Origin of the sequence: Nocardioides daejeonensis (assembly GCF_003194585.1) — a bacterium.
Taxonomy (GTDB): domain Bacteria; phylum Actinomycetota; class Actinomycetes; order Propionibacteriales; family Nocardioidaceae; genus Nocardioides; species Nocardioides daejeonensis.
Window position 1 is genome coordinate 267,816 of the sequence record NZ_QHKZ01000005.1, and the last position, 18,356, is coordinate 286,171.

The following is an 18,356-nucleotide window of genomic DNA, read 5'->3' on the forward strand; positions in this document are numbered from 1 at the left end:
ACAGGTTCGACCTCCGGGAGGGTCACGAGGCCACCTCCGGCTCGGTGGGGTTGCGGATCGGCGGCTTCCCGAAGGCACGGAGAACCCGTTGCTCCTGCGCCAGCACGGTCTGCCGGAACCGCTCGACGTCGTCGATGCTCTTCACGTTGATCACGTGGAAGAAGAGGGTGTGCGTGGAGCGTCGTGCCTCGACCACCACACTGCCGGGGATCAGGGTGGTCATCTCACCGACCATGGTGAGCACGAAGTCCGACGGCGTGGCGAGGTCGACCTGGACGAGTGCGTTCCTCAGGCCTCGGGGACGCAGGACCACGAGTGCGACCTCGATGCTCGAGACCACGACGTCCCAGACGAAGCGGATCAGCAGCCAGGCCAGTGCTATCGGATGCGGCCGGATGCTCATCCGCAGCGGCGGGAGCGGGAAGACCAGGCAGACAGCGACCGCCACCACGAGGCCGAGCAGGGCGTTCGGCACCGTGAAGCTGCGCCACAGCGCGAGCCAGACGAGCGTCAGCCAGAGCAGGGCCGGCCACTGGAGCAGGCGATAGCGCGGGGGCCGGGCCTTCCCGCTGCGCGTCACCCTCTCGCGGGGGCTCATGACGAGTCTCCCAGCACCGCGCTGAGGTACGGCGTCCGGTCGATGAGGTCGGCAGCCGCCCGGTCGGTGAGTGCGAAGAGTGGCCCGGCCACCAGGGTGAGGAGCAGGCTCACCGTGATCAGCGCCGTCGTCGGAAGCACCATGGAGGCCGGCATCCGCTTCGGCAGGGCACCGTCGCGCAGCAGCTGGTGGAGGTCGCGGTCCGGCGTCTCGTCATCGATCACTCGACGCGCCTCCTCCAGGTCACGGCTGTCGAAGGCGGCGCCGGCGACGTGCACATGGTCGCGATGGACGACGATCCCGGCCGCACGCTGCGCGTCGTCGAGGTCGTCCTGCAGGCTGGGCAGCTGACGGGCCATCTCGTGGGCCTGCTCCGGGCTGCGCCAGAAGGCGAGCGCCCACGTCTTGGCGATCGCGTAGAGCGTGAGCAGACTCGTCACCACACCACCCACGACCAGGGTGATCGCCAACGGCGACCCGACGTCGAGGCCCGCTTGCAGCAGCCCGACCTTGCCCAGGAACCCGGACATCGGTGGGATGCCGGCGAGGTTCATCGCCGGCACGAAGAAGAGCAGCGCCAACAGCGGCGACAGCCGGGCGAGGCCGCCGAGTCGCAGCAGCGCCGTACTCCCGGCTCTGAGCTCGATCAGGCCGACCACCAGGAAGAGGGCCGTCTGGATGGTGATGTGGTGCGCGACGTAGAAGATCGCTCCGGAGATGCCCGCCTCGGTCGCGAGGCCGATCCCGAAGACCATGTAGCCGATGTGGCTCACCAGGGTGAAGGAGAGCATCCGCTTGATGTCGGACTGGGCGACGGCTCCCAGGATGCCGACCACCATCGTCAGGAGGGCGGCCCACAACAGCAGGTCGCCCACCTCGTGACCGGGGAAGAGCAGGGTCTGGATCCGCAGGATGGCATAGACGCCGACCTTGGTGAGCAGCCCCGCGAAGACGGCGGTGACCGGAGCCGGGGCCGTCGGATAGCTGTCGGGGAGCCAGAAGGAGAGGGGGAAGACGGCGGCTTTGATGGCGAAGGTGACCAGGAGCAGGAGATGCAGCACCATCGCCGTGCCCTCGGAGAGGTCGGGGACTCGTTCGGCGATCTGCGCCAGGTTGAGCGTCCCCACGGCGGCGTAGACGGCCGCCAGGGAGATCAGGAACAGGCTCGAGGAGAGCATGTTGACGACCACGTAGATCGTCCCCGCCCGGATCCGCGTGCCGGTGCCGCCCAGGGTCAGCAGCACGTAGCTCGCGAAGAGCAGCATCTCGAAGCTGACGAAGAGATTGAAGAGGTCGCCGGCGAGGAACGCGCCGGAGACGCCGGCGACGAGCACGAGGAAGGTCGGGTGATAGATCGACAACGGCGCCTCGCGCTCGTCGCCGGTCATGCCCTGACCGAGGGAGTAGAGGAGCACCAGGAGGGTGACGACAGCGGAGACCAGCAGCATCAGGGAGGCAAGCCGGTCGGCGACCAGCGAGATCCCCAACTGCTCCCACCCACCGATCCAGACGACCTGTGGGCCTTTGCGGTCGCTGGCGACCAGCAGGATCGCAGCGATCGCCACCACGGCGGTGAGCACGCTGATGGTAACGATGCGCTGTGCACGTGGGCGCCGGGAGAAGACCAGGGTGAGTCCTACTCCGAGCAGGGGCAGGACCACAGGCATGGGGACCAACGCATTGATGCTCACGAGCTGCCCTCCTCCTCGTAGACCTCGTCGGTCGCCGCGTCGGCCTCGGTGGCGCTGAGGCTGAGGTCGTGGCTGTCTGAGGCTTCGTCCAGATCGGCCAACCGGCGGATGGCTGCGTCCTCCACATCGTCTTGTACGTCGTCGTGCTCATTGAGCTGCCAGCTGCGGTGGGCCATCGCGAGGAGGAAGGCGACGGTGCCCAGGGTGATCACGATCGCCGTCAGTACCAGGGCCTGGGGGAGCGGATCCGCCATCCGGCCCGAGCCGGCGCCCACGATGGGTGCCGTGCCCGCCGGGCCGGAGGCGATCATGAAGAGCAGATTCACGCCGTTGCCCATCATCACCAGGCCCACCAGCACGCGAGTGAGGCTGCGCTCGAGGATCAGGTAGACGCCGGTGCCGATGAGGGTCGAGGCGACCACGATCAGGGTCAGGTTCGCGTTCACAGCCTGACCGCCTGCTCCCCTGCGCGCTCCTCGCGCAGGATCTGCCGGTCGAGCCGGGCGCCCAAGGTGCGGAGCAGGTCGAGGAGCAGGCCGATCACCACCAGGTAGACGCCGATGTCGAAGAGGAGCGAGGTCATGAGGTGCGGCTCGCCGAGCGGCCCGAGGTGGAGCGTCAGCTCTGCGCTCTGCAGCACGATGCCGCCGAACGCCAGCGGCGCCAGCGCGGACCCGGTCGCCACGAAGAGTCCGAAGCCCATCAGCACCCCGGCGTCGACAGGCGCCGCCTCGTCGAGTTCGTAGCGTCCGCCCACGAGGTAGCGGACCATGAGGGCGAGCCCCGCGACCATGCCGGCCGCGAAGCCGCCGCCGACGTGATTGTGGCCGGCGAGCAGCAGGTAGACCGACAGCAACATCACGGTGTGGAAGATGAAGCGGGTGACCACCTCGAAGATGATGGACCGGCGGTCGGGGGTCAGCGTCCGCGAGCCCGGCAGCCACACCCGCCGTCCCGGGGAGGTGGGGAGCTTCTGCACCGTTGCGGGGTAGGGGATGTCGCGCACCCTGCGGATGCCGGCCAGCCGGGTGTCGAGGAAGATCAGGCTGGCCACGCCGGTACCGGCCGCGACCAGCACCGAGATCTCGCCCATCGTGTCCCAGGCTCGGATGTCGACCAACGTGACGCTCACGATGTTGCTTCCGCCGCCGTACTCGACCGCCGGGCCCGGGAAGAGCACCGAGAGCGGGTCGACGCTGCGATCGGCCGTGGCGACGAGCATGAATCCGGCGACCGCGAGGCCGACGGCGAGTCCCAGCGCCATGCGCAGGTAGCGTCGGCGGCTCAGGGGCCGGTCCGTGAAGTACTCCGGCAGCCGGCGCAGCACCAGCACGAAGACGACCAGGCTCGTGGTCTCGACGAGGATCTGGGTGAGGGCGAGGTCCGGCGCCCCGTGCAGCAGGAAGAGGACGGCGGTTCCGTAGCCGGTCACGCCGACCAGGATCACGGCACGCAGCCGGCGCCGCGAGCGGGCGGTGAAGAACGCCGCGACGCAGACCAACGCGCCCACCACCGCCTGAGCAGGGCTGTCCCAGAGGTCGACGGTGATCCGGTCGGGCAGCTCGAGCAGCAGTGCCGTGCCCGGCACCGCCAGCACCACCAGCAGGATCACTGCCAGGTAGGTCGCCACGGAGCCGCGCTGGGTGAGGCCCGTGACCTCGACGGCGGAGCGGTCGACGAACCGCATCACGGCGCGGTAGCCGCCTTCGGCGCTGCGGCTCGGAGACAGGGCTGCCTGGAGCTGGGCGAAGGTGGCACGTCGGGAGAAGAGCAGGGCACCCGCGACGAGCACTCCCGCCGAGACCAGCAGCGGCATGCTCCAGCCGTGCCACAGCGCGAGCTCGGTGTGGTGATGACCGGCGGGGAAGGTGTCGGCCTGGGGGCCGAGGACGCCGGTCAGCCATCCACCAGCGCACCCGAGCCCGAGGCTCGCAGCCGCCAGCACCACGGGACTGGCGGCGAACCCGGCAGGCACCGGGGTGACTGCGGTCGGCTCGCAGGTCGTCTTGGTCGCGAAGGCCCCCCACAGGAAGCGCAGCGTGTAGGCGACGGTGAGCACGGAGCCGACGGCCACCCCCGCGACCACCGCCCAGCCGGCGTACGACGCGAGGCCCGTCCCGTCGCCGTCGGCGGTGTGCGCCACGTCGAGAAGGGCGGCGAGGACGCTCTCTTTGCCGACGAAGCCGAGCAGGGGCGGGAGCCCGGCCATGGAGGCGCCGGCGATCGCCGCGGCGCCGGCGACCCACGGCATCCGGGCGCCGACACCGGAGAGCTCACGCAGGTCGCGAGTGCCGGTCTGGTGGTCGACGATGCCGACGACGAGGAAGAGGCAGGCTTTGAAGAGTGCGTGGGCCAGCAGCACGGCGAGGCCGGCGAGGGTGGCCGCGCGGGTGCCGATCCCGAGGATGACGAGCAGGAACCCGAGCTGGCTGACCGTGCCGAAGGCGAGGAGCAGTTTGATGTCGTACTGCCGGATGGCCCGCCAGCCGCCCAGCAGCATGGTGATCACGCCGAGTCCCAGCAGCGTTGCCCGCCACCCCGGGACGTCGGCGAAGGCGGGAGCCAGGAGGGCGACCAGGTAGACGCCGGCCTTCACCATCGAGGCGGCGTGCAGGTAGGCGCTGACCGGGGTCGGGGCTGCCATCGCGCCGGGGAGCCAGAAGTGGAACGGGACGAGCGCTGACTTGCTGATCGCACCGACCAGCAGGAGGAGGACCGCGGCCGTGGTCCAGTCGCCCGAGGGTGGGTCGGCAAGGATCGCGCTGATCCGATGGGTGCCCGCCTCGTGGCCGAGCATGAGCATGCCGACCAGCATGGCCAGGCCGCCGAAGGTCGTGACGATGAGCGCCTGCATGGCCGCCAACCGGCTGGCCCGCTTCTCCGGGTCGGCGCCGATCAGCAGATAGGAGAAGACGGTGGTCAGCTCCCAGAAGACGTAGAGCAGGAGCAGGTCGTCGGCGAGGACCAAGCCCAGCATCGCGCCCGCGAAGCCGGTGAAGACACCGGTGAACATCGGCAGCGCAGGGTCGTCGTCAGCGAAGTAGTAGGCGCAGTAGCCGAGGACCAGCACCCCCACTCCGCTGACCACCAGGGTCATCAGCCACTGCAGCGTGCCGAGCCGAAAGGCGATCTCGAAGTCGAGCCCCGCGACCCAGCTCCAGGTCTGTTGGATCGTCTCGCCCGACCGGATCCGATCGGTCAGCGACAGGGCCCAGATGAGGGTCGCCAACGGAGCGGTGAGCATCAGCAGGAAGGCGCGCCTGCCGAAGAGCGCGACCGCGGCAGGGCCGAGGCCGGCCAGCACGAGGTGCGCCAGGAGTAGTTGAACCACAAGGGGCCTTCGGTCGTAGGGCCGACGGTCCCTTTCATCCTATCGGGCCGGGCGTGGGTTGAGACCGGGTCTCAACCCAGGCACCTCCGGAAAGCGACACGGGCCACAACCAGGGTGGTCGTGGCCCGTGTCGTCGAGCGGCTGGATCAGAAGGCGGACTCGTCCAGGTCCATCAGCGAGAGGTCGGTCGCCTGAGCGATGCTGAGCTCCGCGGTGATCTTCGGCAGCACGTTGCGTGCGAAGAACTGGGCGGCTGCCACCTTGCCGGTGTAGAACGCCTTGTCCTTCTCGCTGACCTCGCCGCCGAGCTTGCCCAGAGCCACCTCGGCCTGGCGGAGCAGCAGCCAGGAGCAGACGATGTCGCCGAGCACCATCAGCAGGCGGCTGGTGTTGAGGCCGACCTTGTAGATGTTGCGCAGGTCGCCACCCTCGGCGTTCACGTCGGCGCTCATCAGCTGACCGATCAGCGTGGCGACGAGAGCGTTGCCGTCCTCCAGCGCCTTGGCGAGCAGATCGCGCTCGACCTTGAGCTCGGCGTTCGCGTCGTCGGACTTGATGAACGCCTCGATCTGGCCGGCCAGGTGGCCCAGCGCCGTCGCCTGGTCCTTCACAATCTTGCGGAAGAACAGGTCCTGGCCCTGGATCGCCGTGGTGCCCTCGTAGAGGGTGTCGATCTTGGCGTCGCGCACGTACTGCTCGATCGGGTACTCCTGCAGGAAGCCCGAGCCGCCGAAGGTCTGCAGAGACTCGGTGCCCAGCAGCACCCAGGAGCGCTCGGAGCCGTAGCCCTTGACGATCGGGAGCAGCAGGTCGTTGATCGCGGCGGCCAGCTTGGTGTCGGTGCCGTTGGCCTCGCCCACCATCACCTCGTCCTGCCAGGAGGCGGTGTAGAGGACGAGGGCCCGCATCGCCTCGGCGAACGACTTCTGGGTCATCAGCGACCGGCGTACGTCGGGGTGATGGGTGATCGTCACGCGCGGCGCGGTCTTGTCGGCGGCCTGGGTGAGGTCGGCACCCTGGACCCGCTCCTTGGCGTAGTCGAGGGCGTTCAGGTAGCCGGTGGAGAGCGTGGCGATGGCCTTGGTGCCGACCATCATGCGGGCGTTCTCGATGACGTCGAACATCTGGGCGATGCCGTTGTGGACCTCGCCGACCAGCCAGCCCTGAGCCGGCTCGCCGCCGCCGACCTGCGGGTCGCCGAAGGTGACCTCGCAGGTGTTGGAGACCTTGATCCCCATCTTGTGCTCGACGTTGGTGACGTAGATGCCGTTGCGCTCACCGGTCAGCTCGCCGGTCTCGTGGTCGAAGTGGTGCTCGGGCATCCAGAAGAGCGAGAGTCCCTTGGTGCCGGGACCGCCCACGCCCTCTACGCCCTCGGGGCGGGCCAGCACCAGGTGCATGACGTTCTCGGTCATGTCGTTGGTCGCGGAGGTGATGAACCGCTTCACGCCGGTGATGTTCCACGATCCGTCGGCGTTGGGGGTGGCCTTGGTGCGGCCGGCGCCGACGTCGGAGCCGGCGTCCGGCTCGGTCAGCACCATGGTGCAGCCCCACTGGCGCTCGACCATGATCTGGGCGACGCGGCGGTCCCGCTCGTTGCCGTTGTTCCAGATGACGCCGGCGAACGGTGCACCCGCGGCGTACATGTGGATGGGGGCGTTGGAGCCGAGCACGAGCTCGCCGATGGCCCAGTTGATGGTGGCCGGGGCGGGGGTGCCGCCGAGCTCCTCGCGGATCTGCAGGCGCCAGTACTCGGCGTCCATCCAGGCCTGGTAGCTCTTCTTGAAGCTCTCCGGAAGCGGTGCCGCGTGCGTGGCGGGGTCGAAGACCGGCGGGTTGCGGTCGCTGTCCTCGAACGAGGCAGCGAGGTCCTCGCGCGCCAGCCGGTCGACCTCGGCGAGGATCGTGCGTGCGGTGTCACCGTCGACCTCGGCGAACGGGCCCTGGCCGAGGATCTCGTCTCGGCCGAGCACCTCGAAGAGGTTGAACTCGATGTCGCGGAGGTTGCTCTTGTAGTGGCTCACTGACCCACCTTTTCCATGTGCAGGGTCGGACGGAGGTGTCCATTACTCGTCAGTAACTTCAATTATCAACCTCTTGCCGGGCCCACGCAAGGCGGGGTGGCTGATGGCACACCAGGAAGGGGGCTCGGAAGGCGTCCTGCCGCCGTACGGCGCCCCTCGCCGCATGCTGGCGCGTGAGGTGAGACACTGCCCCCATGCGAGTCTCCGCCAAGTCCGACTACGCCCTGCGTGCGCTCATCGAGATGACGCGCCGTGGCGACACCGGTCCGGTGAGCGCCGAGGAGCTGGGGCGGCAGCAGGAGATCCCGCACGGCTTCCTGCAGGCGATTCTCGCCGACCTGCGTCGCGCCGGGATTGTGGTCTCGCAACGGGGGCAGTCCGGTGGGTGGCGGATGAACGCCAAGCCGGAGGACGTCAGCATCGCCGACGTGATCCGCGCCGTCGACGGCCCCCTCGTCTCGGTCTACGGCCTCCGCCCGGAGGCGGTCTCCTACAACGAGGCCGCCGAGGTTCTCCAGCATGTCTGGATCGCCGCCCGCAGTTCCCTGCGCGAGGTCTTCGAGAACGTCTCCATCGCTGCCCTCGCCGCTGGCAAGCTCCCTGACACCGTCACCTCGCGCACCGCCGACGAGGATGCCTGGCAGCCCCACTGACCTTCCACAACGACGGATCGTCCCTAACAGATTCGTGGTCGAAAGCGGTTCTCACCACGAATCTGTTAGGGACGATCGCGTTGGGGCGGCCGCTCGGTGGTCGAGCTTGTCGAGACCCGTTTCGGTTGTGGTCTCGACAAGCTCGACCAGCGGAGAAGGTCTCAGTCCTCGGAGCCGCTGCTGAGGCCGGTCTGGATGAGGCTCATGACCGAGGAGTCGGCGAGGGTGGTGACGTCGCCGATCTCACGGTTCTCCGCCACGTCGCGGAGCAGGCGGCGCATGATCTTGCCGGAGCGCGTCTTCGGCAGCTCCGGGACGATCATCACCTGGCGCGGCTTGGCGATCGCGCCGATCTCCTTGGCGACGTGGTTACGCAGCTCCGCGACGATCTCGTCCCCGCCGTCGCCCGCGGACTCACGCAGGATCACGAAGGCGCAGACGGCCTGGCCGGTGGTCTCGTCGGTGGCTCCCACCACGGCGGCCTCGGCCACCTTCGGGTGGGAGACCAGTGCGGACTCGATCTCGGTGGTGGAGAGCCGGTGGCCGGAGACGTTCATGACGTCGTCGACGCGGCCGAGCACCCAGATGTCACCGTCCTCGTCCTTCTTGGCGCCGTCGCCGGCGAAGTAGACGCCCGGCCAGCGCGACCAGTAGGTGTCCTTGTAGCGCTCGTCGTCGCCCCAGACAGTGCGAAGCATGGCCGGCCACGGCTCCCGGATGATCAGGTAGCCGCCGCTGCCGTCGGGCACCGACTCGCCCTCGTCGTTGACGACGTCGGCGACGATGCCCGGGAGCGGACGCATCGCCGAGCCGGGCTTGGCGTGGGTGACGCCCGGCATCGGGGTGATCATGATCTGCCCGGTTTCGGTCTGCCACCAGGTGTCGACCACCGGAGCGCGGTCGCCGCCGATCGTGGAGCGGTACCAGACGTACGCCTCCGGGTTGATCGGCTCGCCCACCGAGCCGAGGACCCGGATCGAGGAGAGGTCGAACTTCGCGGGGATGTCGTTGCCCCACTTCATGAAGGTCCGGATCGCGGTCGGTGCCGTGTAGAAGATCGTGACGCCGTACTTCTCGATGATCTCCCACCAGCGGCCCTTGTGCGGGCTGTCGGGGGTGCCCTCGTAGAGCACCTGGGTCGCGCCGTTGGCCAGCGGTCCGTAGACCAGGTAGGAGTGACCGGTGACCCAACCGATGTCGGCGGTGCACCAGTAGACGTCGGTGTCGGCCTTGAGGTCGAAGACCGCCCAGTGCGAGTAGGCCGTGCCGACCAGGTAGCCGCCCGTGGTGTGCAGGATGCCCTTGGGCTTGCCGGTCGTGCCGGAGGTGTACATGACGTAGAGCGGGTGCTCGGCGTCGTGCAGCTCGGCGTCGTGCTGAGGCGACTGGCGGCCCATCAGCTCGTGCCACCACAGGTCACGGGTCTCGTCGAAGGCGACCTCCTGACCGGTGCGCTGGACGACGACCACGTGCTCGACAAGGCCGTCGGCCTTGGCCACGGCCTCGTCGACGGCGGGCTTCAGGGCCGAGGGAGCACCGCGCCGGTAGCCGCCGTCGGCCGTCACGACGACGCGCGCGCCGCAGTCGACGATCCGGCTGGCGAGAGCGTCGGCCGAGAAGCCGCCGAAGACCACGGTGTGAGGTGCGCCGAGCCGGGCGCAGGCCAGCATCGTCACGACGGCCTCGGGGATCATCGGCAGGTAGATCGCGACCCGGTCACCCTTGGCGACGCCGAGCTCGGTGAGCGCGTTGGCGGCCCGGTTGACCTCGTCCTGAAGCTGCGCGTAGGTGATGTCGCGCGTGTCGTCCTCGGGCTCACCGACCCAGTGGATGGCGACCTTCTCGCCTCGGCCGGCCGTGACGTGGCGGTCGACGCAGTTGACCGCGGCGTTGATGGTGCCGCCGGTGAACCACTTCGCGAAGGGCGGGTTGTCCCAGTCGAGGACCCGGTCCCACTTCTGGCCCCAGTCCAGGCGCTCCGCCTGCTCGGCCCAGAATCCCTCGCGGTCGGCCTCGGCTCGTGCGTAGGCCTCCTCTGTCACGTTGGCGGCCGCAGCCAAGGCCTCGGGCGGCGGGAAGCGCCGCTCCTCGTGCATCAGGTTGGACAACGCCTCGGACTGCTGATTGCTCACTGCTCACCTCTCGGAGATGTGGTCTGTGTCACCGACGCTACTGGCAGTTGGCGGTTACGTGCCGGTACGCAGCGACGGGCGGCGCCTGCGGTGCGCTGAACGGTCGAAATGTTGCATCAGGTTGCAGGCGTCGGGCAGGCGTCGAGGAGGGCATCGGTGGTGGTCAGGTCCCCGGCGAAGTCGGGGTCCTCCATCGCCGGGAAGGTGACCGCGCCGTCATCGACCACGCCGATGAGGGCGCCGTTCAGGGCGGGGAAGAAGTCGCCCTGGTGGGGTTCGGTGGGGCGCGGGGAGAGGAAGGCGACGACCTCACCGAGGTCGGCGGCGGACTCCAGGAACTTCACCGGGTCAGCGCCCTCGGGCACCGTCATGCGGGCGGCGGCATCCACGATCGCCCGGCTCGCGCCGCGCTCCTCGACGGCCCGTGCGGAGAAGGTGATCAGGATGTCGCGGGCGTCGGCGCGGGTGTCGTCGTAGGACTTGAGCACCTTGGGGGTGTCCTCCTCATCGCCCCAGATGTAGGCGTCGCCCGGCTTGGCCGAGGTCACTTCGCCGACGAGCACCGCTTCGGCGGCGAGCCGGTGCTGCTCGGAGCCGCACGGCAGCATCGAGGCCAGCGTCGTGGGACCCGGCGGGAGTCCGGGTGGGGCGTCGGCCCGGTCGGCCCGGACGCTCTCGAAGAAGTACGCGCCTGCGTCGCCCTGGTTCGCGGTCGGTGTCGACGCGGCGTCTGACTTGTCGGGTGTCTCGCTGCCGCACCCTGCGGCGAGGATCGCCACCACGGCGAGGGGGGTGAGCACAGATCGCATATCGCCTCCTAGGCACCGGTGTGCCCACAGTACGCCGCAGGGAAGCCCGCGGGGTCGCGACGGGGGTGCGTCGCGGCCCCGCGGGCGCGGTGGTGTAGCGGGTGATCAGTGCTCGAGCGCCGCCTCCGCTCCTGCCCCCGTGAGGGCCCGGACCTCAAGCTCGGTGAAGCGCTCCTCGGCCGAGGGCTCCCTCGAGGTCACGGTGCCGAGCCAGCCCAGGAAGAAGGCGAGGGGGATCGACACGATGCCGGGGTTCTCCAGCGGGAACCAAGAGATGTCGATGCTGGTCGGCAGGAGTGCCGCATTGCTGCCGTCCGGGTTCAGCTTCCCGGAGACGACCGGGGAGAAGATGACCAGCCCGACGGAGGAGATCAGGCCGCCGTAGATGCTCCAGACGGCGCCACGGGTGTTGAACCGCCGCCAGAACATGTTGTAGATGATCGACGGCAGGTTGGCCGAGGCGGCGATCGCGAAGGCCAGCGCCACCAGGAAGGCGACGTTGAGCTTCTGTGCCGGGATCGCCAGGATGATCGAGATCAGACCGATGATGCCGGCCGAGATCCGGGCGACCTTGAGCTCCTCGCCCTCCGAGGCCTCGCCCTTGCGGAAGACCGAGTTGTAGAGGTCGTGCGCGACGCTGGCGCTGGAGGTGAGGGTCAGGCCGGCGACCACTGCGAGGATCGTCGCGAAGGCGACTGCGGCGATCACTGCCAGGAGTACGGCGCCACCGACTGTCCCGGCGCCACCGCCGACCTCTTCGGCGAGCAGCGGCGAGGCCAGGTTGCCGCCAGACTTCTGCACGGCGCTGCCCAGCTGGGTGTCGAGGAGTGCGGCCGCGCCGAAGCCGAGCACGATCGTCATCAGGTAGAAGACGCCGATCAGGCCGATCGCCCACAGCACCGACTTCCGGGCGTCCCGCGAGGTCGGCACCGTGTAGAAGCGGATGAGGATGTGCGGCAGGCCGGCAGTGCCGAGCACCAGCGCCAGGCCGAGGGAGACGAAGTTGATCTTCGAGGTGGTGTCGGCGCCGTACTTGAGACCCGGGTCGAGGAAGCCGTCCTTGCCTGAGTTGGCGGCGGCGCTGCCGAGCAGCTCGGAGAGGTTGAAGTGGAACTGGGCGAGCACCAGGATCACGATCAGCGCCGAGCCGATCATGAGCAGCACGGCCTTGACGATCTGCACCCAGGTGGTGCCCTTCATGCCGCCGATGGTGACGTAGAAGATCATCAGCACGCCGACGAAGAAGATGGTCAGGTTCTTCAGCGCCTCGGACTCCACGCCGAGCAGCAGCGTCACCAGGGCGCCGGCGCCGACCATCTGGGCGAGCAGGTAGAAGATCGACACGACGACGGTGGAGGTGGCGGCCGCCGTACGCACCGGACGTTGCTTCATGCGGTAGGCGAGCTGGTCGGCCATCGTGTACTTGCCGGAGTTGCGCAGCACCTCGGCGACCAGCAGGAGCGCGACCAGCCAGGCGACCAGGAAACCGATGGAGTAGAGGAAGCCGTCGTAGCCCGACAGTGCGATGAGTCCGGAGATGCCCAGGAACGACGCCGCGGACATGTAGTCGCCGCCGATGGCGAGACCGTTCTGGAAGCCGGAGAAGGAGCGGCCGCCGGCGAAGAAGTCATCGGTGCCCTTGGTGCCGCGACTGGCGCGAAAGGTGATGTAGATCGTCAGGGCGACGACGGAGAGGAAGAGTCCCGAGGTCAGCAGTTGGTCGCCATCCATGTCAGGCCTCCTTCTCGTACTCGGCGTTGAGCTTGCCGGCCAGCGGGTCGAGGAACTTGTTGGAGTAGTTGCTGTAGATCCAGGCGATCACGAACGTGGTGAGGAACTGGAGGAGTCCGAAGACGAGTGCCACGTTGATGTTGCCCACCAGTCGGTGGCTCATGAAGTCGTGGGCCCACATCGAGAGGACGACATAGAGCAAGTACCAGGCGAGGAAGACGATCGTGGCCGGGAAGACGAAGCCCCGGTAGCGGGAGCGGAGCTCTTGGAACTCCGGCGTGGCATGCAGGTGGTCGTAGATCGGATTGTGCCGATCCGCCTGTTCATGGGTGGAGGTCACCGAACCGTCCCTTCGTGAGGTGTGATGCCAGTCACGCTAGGGAGGGCGCGTGGGCTCACGTCAGGGGGCGATCCGGGGTCAGCGCCGAGCGGGAGCGCGGAATCGGCGAACGGTCGTCCTGGTACGACGAGCGGTTCGTCACAGCCGCACCGAGCGCCTTGGGGGCAACGACACGTCGTCCCGCTCGACCGATCGGACATTGTTCCCCGAAGGGGCGTCTTCGTCTGGTCCCGCGACGTAGAGTTGTCTCGGCCGGGTCAGTCTCGGCCAGCTGCCGCCGTCGGTGGCGGTGCGCCCGCGGATCCCAGCTGGAACCCCCCGTCCAGCGATGCCCCATGTCACGGTGGTCCGCGGCGCCCGCCCCGGCGGTGGTCTGTCTGAGCGGTACCGCTCGCCGGTGCACATGCGCCCCGGCCAGGAGGCCTCGGCGCCGCGGCTAGGGTGACCCGGTGACCACTCCCGAGCAGACCTGGTTCGCCGATCCCACGGATGCGCTCGAGCGCCTGGGCAAGGTCGGCTACCTCGCCGACCACGCGACCGCGACGACCGCCTGCCTGGCGGGGCTGCTGGGCAAGCCGCTGCTGCTGGAGGGGCCGGCGGGCGTGGGGAAGACCGAACTCGCCAAGGCGGTGGCCCGGGCCACCGGCGCCGAGCTGGTCCGGCTGCAGTGCTACGAGGGACTCGACGAGGCCCGGGCGCTGTATGAGTGGAACTACAAGAAGCAGCTGCTGCGGATCCAGTCGAGCTCCGGCCAGGCCAACTCGGACGCCAGCTGGCAGGAGACGCACGACGACATCTTCACCGAGGAGTTCCTGCTCACCCGGCCGCTCCTCACCGCGATCCGCCGAAAGGAGCCGACGGTGCTCCTGATCGACGAGGTCGACAAGACCGACGTCGAGGTGGAGGGGTTGCTGCTCGAAGTGCTCAGCGACTTCCAGGTGACGATCCCCGAGCTGGGCACGGTAGCCGCCGTACGCCGCCCTTACGTGGTGCTGACCTCCAACGCCAGCCGGGAGCTCTCCGAGGCGGTCAAGCGGCGCTGCCTCTATCTGCACCTCGACTATCCGGACTCCGCGCGCGAGACCGAGATCGTGCTCTCCCAGGTGCCCGGACTGCCGGAGCGTCTGGCCAGCCAGGTCGTCGACATGGTGGCCCGACTGCGCGAGCTGGAGCTGAAGAAGGCTCCCTCCATCGCCGAGACCATCGACTGGGCCCGCACGGTCGTCGCTCTGGAGATCGGCGAGCTCGACGAGGCCGCCGCCACCCAGACCCTGGGGGTGGTGCTCAAGCACGTCACCGATCAGGAGCGCGCCATCAAGGAGCTGGGACTGGCGCGCCGCGGCGGGCGCTGAGGCGACGATGCCCCTGCTGGAACGCCACGTCGACTTCGTCGAGGCGCTGCGTCGTGCCGGCCTGCCGGTCTCGGTCGCCGAGGATCTCGACGCCGCCCGCGCGATCTCCGCAGTGCCCTGGCACGACCGCGAGACGCTCCGTGCGGCGTACGCCGCCACCCTGGTCAAGCGGGCCACCCACCGCCCCACCTTCGACCAGCTCTTCGACCTCTGGTTCCCCGCGTTGGTCGGCGAGGGGCGCACCGGTGCCGGCGGTCAGCCCTGGTTGGGCGACGACGGCGCCGAGGCAGGTGCGTCCACGGACGCCGACCAGCGCGGTCGGGACAACGGCGCCGCGCTGGAGGAGTTCCGCGCCCAGGCGGTGGAGGCGATGACCGAGGGCGACATCGGCCTGCTGGCCGAGCTGGCCATCGAGGCGGTGGGTCGCTTCGGCGCGATGCCCGGCCGGGCGCCGGGACTCTCTTCGTGGAGCGCCTACCAGGCGATGAAGCGGGTCGACGCCGACCAACTGGTGGAGCGCCTGGTGCAGGGCCTGCTGGCCCGCGGCGAGAGCCAGGCCGAGGCGCGCCGTCGTGCCACCCGAGCGGTCGCCGACTTCGAACGCCGCGTCGAGCAGGACTCGCTGCGTCGCATCGCGGAGGAGAAGGGCACCCGGTACGTCGCCGACAACACGGGTCGCCCGACCATCGACACCCTCGACTTCATGAGCGCTCGCGCCGCCGACCTGGTCGCGCTGCGTCGCGAGATCCAGCCGCTCGCCCGGAGGCTCGCCACCCGGCTCACCCAGCAGCACCACGCCAACCGCCGCGGCCCGCTCGACTTCCGGCGTACCGTCCGGGCCTCGATGTCGACCGGCGGCGTACCTCTGACCACCGTGCAGCGCCCGAAGCGGCCGCACCGCAGCGACCTCGTGGTGCTCTGCGACGTCAGTGGCTCCGTGGCCAACTTTGCTCAGTTCACGCTGCTGCTGGTGCATGCGCTGCGCGACCACTTCACCAAGATCAGGGCGTTCACCTTCGTCGACACGATCGCCGAGGTCACCGACGAGCTCCGGCCCGGTGCCGACCCTGTCGAGGTGATGGCGGCACTCGCCGCCTCCGCCCGGCAGGCGGCGCTGTGGGGCCGCACCAACTATGGCCGCGCGTTCAGCGTCTTCGACGCGGAGTACGCCGATGCGCTCGGCCCCAAGACGGCGCTGCTGATCCTGGGCGATGCCCGTTCCAACTACGCCGACCCGAAGCTCGAGCCGTTCAAGGCGATGGTGGAACGCAGTCGGCATGCCTGGTGGCTGAACCCCGAGCACCCTCGCAACTGGGGTGCCGGCGACTCGATCGCGCCGACGTATGCCGAGATCGTGCCGATGGTCGAGTGCCGCAACATCACCCAGTTGGGCGACTTCGTGCACTCCATCCTCTAGAAAACTGCTGATCGATACGGATCAGCAGTTCTCTAGCCTCGCTTGCCGGGCCTGGGTCAGGCCGCGACCAGACTCAGGTAGCCGAGCTCGCGCAGGCGCTGCACGGCGGCGGCGACGTCAGGGTGGCTGGCCTGGTCGGCCAAGGCCGCCCCGCGCACGTATGCCGCCGAGCCGGTCGTGTCGGCGCCGTCGAAGACCACGGTCAGGCGGTTGCTCACGGTCGCGTTGAGGAGCGAGCCGAGGAGGGCGACCGGGTCGCTGCGATCCTCCAGCGCCAGAACCGGGATCGACACCGGCACCTGGGTGGCTTGCGCCGCTGGAGCGCCCGCAGTCAGCACCTGATCGACATCGAACGGCAGAGTCGACTCGTCGGCCGCGAGCTGAGCCGCCACCAGGCCACCGCGGCCGAGACCGACCAGCATCACCCGGGCGCCCTCGGTCTGGCCGACCGCGCGCTCGACCGCCGCGCGTGTCGCTGCCGTCTGACTCGCGACATCGCCGTCGACGAGACGCAGGCCGCCCGACTCGCCCCCCAGGCCGCCGGTGAGGAAGACGAGGTAGCGTCCGGCGCCCACCGGTTGCACGAAGACGTCGGACTCCACCGTTGCCAGGCGCTGCACCAGGTCGGTCAGCGAGCCCGGGCGTTCGGCCGGATCACTCCGCGGTGCCAGCAGCGTCTCTGCTGGCCCGGCATCGGTGACGTAGCCGCCGGCGACGTCGCGCAGTGCCGAGGAGAATTCGTCGGCGAACGAGCCAGCGCCGATCGCGCGCAGCCCGCCCTGTGTCACGGCGGCGCGCTCGTCGCCCGCCAGGACGGGAGTGGTCAGCATCGCCCGCAGCTGGAGGGACTCGACCAACCCGCCGCCGGTGACGAAGTGCTGCATGAGGTCGGGCGTCGCCTCCGCCAGCTCGTTGAGGTACGCCGCCAGCTCGTCCCGGTCGGGAGCCGCCGTCTCGATGAGCCCGGCCGAGACGATCGGGCCGCCGAGGGCGACCTCCGGCGCGAGGTAACCGACCGCGCGAGCCGCGATCGAGCCCAGGGTGCGGTGCGCGAGCTGCTGCAGGTCGTCGATCCACTGGTAGGTCAGGACCGTTGCTCGGACGGCCAGGGCATCGGCGTCGAGTTCCAGCGCGTGGCCGTCGAGCCCGCCCTTGCCGGCGGTCGCCCGTTGCACCTCCTCCTCGACCGCGCGCCAGGTGTCGCGGGAGAGCTCAGCGGAGTCGGCCACATCGGGATCGGAGAGCACCCGGTGCCCGAGCGCAGCCCGCTCGCGGACCGTCTCCCCGGTCGCCTGGAACCACTCGGCGAGCCGGTTCAGGTCGGCGTACTTGTCGGCCATGCTGGGGTCCTCCCGGGTGTTCACGCCTGCACCTCCGCAAGGACGGGAGCCAGGAGTGCGGCGAGCTCCTCCGGCGGTACTGCTCGCACCTCGACCAGGCTTCGGTCTCCCTCACGTCGCGGGGAGAGCACGCGCCAGCCGTCGGCGAGGAGCACCAGGGAGACGACGCCGACGCGTTGCGGCTGGGCGGCAGGGGCCGTGAGCAGTCGGGCGCGACCGCGGGTCTCCGTGACCAGGGCGCTCACGACCTGGGCCGCGACGCCCGCGTCGAGTGGTTGACCGGCGGCATCGCTCGTCGTGTCGAGGTGGCGACCCACGATGGCGGCGAGGAGGTCTGAGCGACCGGAGCGCACCGCCTCGCTGCCGGCGTCCAACAGCTCGAAGCCGAGGGTGACCCGATCAGGCACCTGGGAGTCGCGGTGCTCGACGTCGGAGGGCAGGTTGAGGGCACGGCCGAGTTCGGCAGGCCAGTGGTCGATCGGGAACCAGGCCAGCTCGTAGACGACGCCGTCGGCGGTGGCGAGGGTGGCGACCGCGTCAGCGCCACGACGATGCCAGGCGTGTGCGCGCTCGCCGTCGATGACGACGTCGAGGTCGACCGCGAGCTCGGGAGTCGCGAGGAGACCGAGTGCGCCGACGACCCCAGCATCGACTCCACCGTCGAGGAGGCCGCGCCGGCTGAGCGACTCGGCGGGGTCCGGCAGCGCGGCGATCGCCTGGGCGAAGGCTGTGTCCTCCGCGCCGGTGCGGTTCTGGCCGAGCCGACTGGCCAGGCCGGAGGGCGCGCTCGGCGTTGCCTGCTCGAACGGCAGCGGTGCTCCGCCGGCGCGTTCGGCCAGCAGGTGGAGCTCGGGGAGGGTGAGGGAGAGTCGACGCGGCAGGCCGTCGAGCGCGTCGAGCGGCGCGGCGGCAGGGGCGGCGAGGTCGATGGTCACCAT

General features: G+C 69.5%; 14 protein-coding genes. 3 read left to right on the forward strand and 11 right to left on the reverse strand.

Annotated elements, in window-relative coordinates; all coding sequences use genetic code 11:
* Positions 1-22: 22 nt before the first annotated feature.
* From DNK54_RS14865 to DNK54_RS14885, 5 genes are all read right to left on the reverse strand, one after another.
* Positions 23-598, reverse strand: coding sequence for a Na+/H+ antiporter subunit E (locus tag DNK54_RS14865; RefSeq protein WP_110207768.1), 576 nt, complete (start codon positions 596-598; stop codon positions 23-25).
* Positions 595-2,289 (reverse strand): Na+/H+ antiporter subunit D, encoded by a 1,695-nt coding sequence (locus DNK54_RS14870; protein ID WP_239460115.1) that lies wholly within the window; start codon positions 2,287-2,289, stop codon positions 595-597. The genes DNK54_RS14865 and DNK54_RS14870 overlap by 4 nt, the downstream gene beginning before the upstream one ends.
* Positions 2,286-2,735, reverse strand: coding sequence for a Na(+)/H(+) antiporter subunit C (locus DNK54_RS14875; protein WP_110207769.1), 450 nt, complete (start codon positions 2,733-2,735; stop codon positions 2,286-2,288). The genes DNK54_RS14870 and DNK54_RS14875 overlap by 4 nt, the downstream gene beginning before the upstream one ends.
* Positions 2,732-5,620 (reverse strand): Na+/H+ antiporter subunit A, encoded by a 2,889-nt coding sequence (locus tag DNK54_RS14880; protein WP_110207770.1) that lies wholly within the window; start codon positions 5,618-5,620, stop codon positions 2,732-2,734. The genes DNK54_RS14875 and DNK54_RS14880 overlap by 4 nt, the downstream gene beginning before the upstream one ends.
* 146 nt (positions 5,621-5,766) lie before the next feature.
* Positions 5,767-7,644, reverse strand: a complete 1,878-nt coding sequence (locus tag DNK54_RS14885) for an acyl-CoA dehydrogenase (protein WP_110207771.1) — start codon at positions 7,642-7,644, stop codon at positions 5,767-5,769.
* Positions 7,645-7,838: 194 nt separating this feature from the next.
* On the opposite strand from DNK54_RS14885, the gene DNK54_RS14890 reads away from it, so the two are divergent.
* Complete coding sequence (locus DNK54_RS14890; RefSeq protein WP_110207772.1) at positions 7,839-8,297, forward strand: RrF2 family transcriptional regulator; 459 nt, start codon at positions 7,839-7,841, stop codon at positions 8,295-8,297.
* A 161-nt stretch (positions 8,298-8,458) separates the two neighbouring features.
* On the opposite strand, the gene acs is transcribed toward DNK54_RS14890, so the two are convergent.
* The 4 genes from acs to DNK54_RS14910 form a co-directional block, all read right to left on the reverse strand.
* Positions 8,459-10,393: an acetate--CoA ligase gene (acs, locus tag DNK54_RS14895; protein ID WP_110207905.1), complete on the reverse strand. Its 1,935-nt coding sequence runs from the start codon at positions 10,391-10,393 to the stop codon at positions 8,459-8,461.
* 152 nt (positions 10,394-10,545) lie between these two features.
* Positions 10,546-11,238 (reverse strand): hypothetical protein, encoded by a 693-nt coding sequence (locus tag DNK54_RS14900; protein WP_110207773.1) that lies wholly within the window; start codon positions 11,236-11,238, stop codon positions 10,546-10,548.
* A gap of 105 nt (positions 11,239-11,343) precedes the next feature.
* The gene (locus DNK54_RS14905; protein ID WP_110207774.1) at positions 11,344-12,969 is read right to left on the reverse strand and encodes a solute symporter family protein; all 1,626 of its coding nucleotides are present in this window, start codon (positions 12,967-12,969) and stop codon (positions 11,344-11,346) included.
* Position 12,970: 1 nt separating this feature from the next.
* Entirely contained in the window at positions 12,971-13,309 is a 339-nt protein-coding gene (locus tag DNK54_RS14910) for a DUF485 domain-containing protein (RefSeq protein WP_110207775.1), read from the reverse strand.
* Positions 13,310-13,758: 449 nt separating this feature from the next.
* Here DNK54_RS14910 and DNK54_RS14915 point away from each other — a divergent pair, with 449 nt between their 5' ends.
* Positions 13,759-14,661, forward strand: coding sequence for an AAA family ATPase (locus tag DNK54_RS14915; RefSeq protein WP_110207776.1), 903 nt, complete (start codon positions 13,759-13,761; stop codon positions 14,659-14,661).
* A 7-nt stretch (positions 14,662-14,668) separates the two neighbouring features.
* Complete coding sequence (locus DNK54_RS14920) at positions 14,669-16,078, forward strand: vWA domain-containing protein (protein WP_110207777.1); 1,410 nt, start codon at positions 14,669-14,671, stop codon at positions 16,076-16,078.
* Positions 16,079-16,134: 56 nt separating this feature from the next.
* Here DNK54_RS14920 and DNK54_RS14925 read toward each other — a convergent pair whose 3' ends face one another.
* Both DNK54_RS14925 and DNK54_RS14930 read right to left on the reverse strand, forming a co-directional pair.
* Positions 16,135-17,442 carry a hypothetical protein gene (locus tag DNK54_RS14925; protein ID WP_110207778.1) on the reverse strand — a complete coding sequence of 436 codons (1,308 nt, stop codon included), beginning with the start codon at positions 17,440-17,442 and terminating at the stop codon, positions 16,135-16,137.
* Positions 17,439-18,356, reverse strand: coding sequence for a hypothetical protein (locus DNK54_RS14930; RefSeq protein ID WP_110207779.1), 918 nt, complete (start codon positions 18,354-18,356; stop codon positions 17,439-17,441). The genes DNK54_RS14925 and DNK54_RS14930 overlap by 4 nt, the downstream gene beginning before the upstream one ends.